Below are 1,581 nucleotides of genomic sequence, written 5' to 3'. Positions count from 1 at the left end.
CTTATAAATATCCCTATAAACGTAGAAAAAGAAAGACTGTTATGGAACAAACTATTTGTGACACATTTATTATTGCCGGAACTGCTATTTTTTGTATGTTCGCTGGGGCTATCTTTCAAAGGAGGATTTCCCAAGATTTGATTTTTCAGCAAGCTAAAGCAGACTTCACGACCCCTTTCGTCGATGCACTTATTAAGCTCTATGCCAGAGAGCCTGATTTCCCCGATACTGGTGCTTTGGAAATTCTCCAGGCTGCTTATCCCCTTCAGTTTTCGGCTTATCTCAAACTGAGAGCAGTTGGTAGTAAGCGTCAGGTACGAATAATAGATTGCGCTTGGGAGCAATACATAGGTAAAAAGGATTACCAACTTTTGCAAGAGGCTGAAATGTACCGTTTTTCTCATGTACTTAATCTCGATAGTGATGAAGATCAAAGGTTGCTCGCAATTAAGCACATCAATAAGCTGTTACGAGCCATCGAAACCTAACAAAAGCATCGTGTCGGACACACTACGTGCGCCGCACATGCAGGCGTTAGATTTCTAGTGCAAGCCCCAAAGAAAATGAGTTACGAATTAAAATAATCGGTTTTTTGAATGATGAAAAAAGTCAAAAAAGTTTTTACTTTAATTTTTTCGATATATTTAAGTGGCTGCGTATCTACAGAATCTATTAAATTAAACTCTGATCCTTCTGTCGAACCCTATAAATGCTTAGTAACAAACTCTCAGACTATTATCGAAAGGATTTGGAATACATGTCCATTATTTAGTAGTAATCCAGTAATTGATCAAAACCCTCAGAGATGGGATATCATTCCTAACCCAAGTACATCATATTTAGAATTTATAAATGGAAAAAAGCATTTACTCAACAAAAATATGAGAAGGTGTGAAATTCCAAGCCTCATTACTGAATATTTTGAAATCCCAGTAGGAACAAAAGTAAAAGTACTAGATATGGTCAAGCATGAAAACCCATCATTCTCTGGTATTATTTTTAATGGTGAAATCAATTACCAAAGAGATAAGTACAAAGTACATTATCGGAGATTTTTAAAAAGGTCAGATGACCCAATTGGATACGACCTGTCAAAAGATTTTAATTTTTGTTCAAACAACGAAATCTAACAATTGCATGGAGTACGTTCCGCCCTAAAGGGCTCCACCCGACGCGCCTGCGGCGCGCGGCTCATGCAGGCGTTAGGTGGCTTAGTCAGCGTCTATATCCAAGTCGAAGTCAGCCAGAGTTTCATAGTCACAAAGGTTTATCGCTCGGATTATTCGTTTAGCCAGATCAACTTGATTTTGTTCCAAGGCTTCTTCGATAAGTTCTAGCCTCTTAATTTCGTGATCTCTCGACAATGAAGTGATAGCCCAAGGCTTGCCATCTGGTGATTCGAAATAGTTTCTTATTCTAGACTTCTCCACCTCAAACGCTTTTTGATCGTTCACTGTGTAAACAATAGTTAAATGTGTGGTTTTTATTTCCATGTCTTTAATCCTGTGTTTATCGCCACCTAACAACACGCTAGTCTGGGACGCACATACTGTGCGCCCGTCAGCTTTGCGGTTATGCGCT

The 1,581-nt window shown here is 38.9% G+C and carries 3 protein-coding genes; 2 read left to right on the top strand and 1 reads right to left on the bottom strand.

The window, feature by feature from the left end; all coding sequences use genetic code 11:
- On the top strand, positions 1–488 hold a 488-nt coding region (locus KDK19_RS12090), incomplete at its 5' end, for a hypothetical protein (RefSeq protein WP_257292059.1).
- Positions 489–596: 108 nt separating this feature from the next.
- Positions 597–1,130 carry a hypothetical protein gene (locus KDK19_RS12085; RefSeq protein WP_257292058.1) on the top strand — a complete coding sequence of 178 codons (534 nt, stop codon included), beginning with the start codon at positions 597–599 and terminating at the stop codon, positions 1,128–1,130.
- Between the two features lie 81 nt (positions 1,131–1,211).
- Here KDK19_RS12085 and KDK19_RS12080 read toward each other — a convergent pair.
- On the bottom strand, positions 1,212–1,581 hold a 370-nt coding region (locus KDK19_RS12080; RefSeq protein ID WP_257292057.1), incomplete at its 5' end, for a hypothetical protein.

Origin of the sequence: Endozoicomonas sp. ONNA1, from assembly GCF_024606325.1 — a bacterium.
Lineage (GTDB): Bacteria > Pseudomonadota > Gammaproteobacteria > Pseudomonadales > Endozoicomonadaceae > Endozoicomonas_A.
The sequence above is the reverse complement of the archived record's forward strand: the minus strand, read 5'-3'. Positions and strand labels throughout refer to the sequence as shown.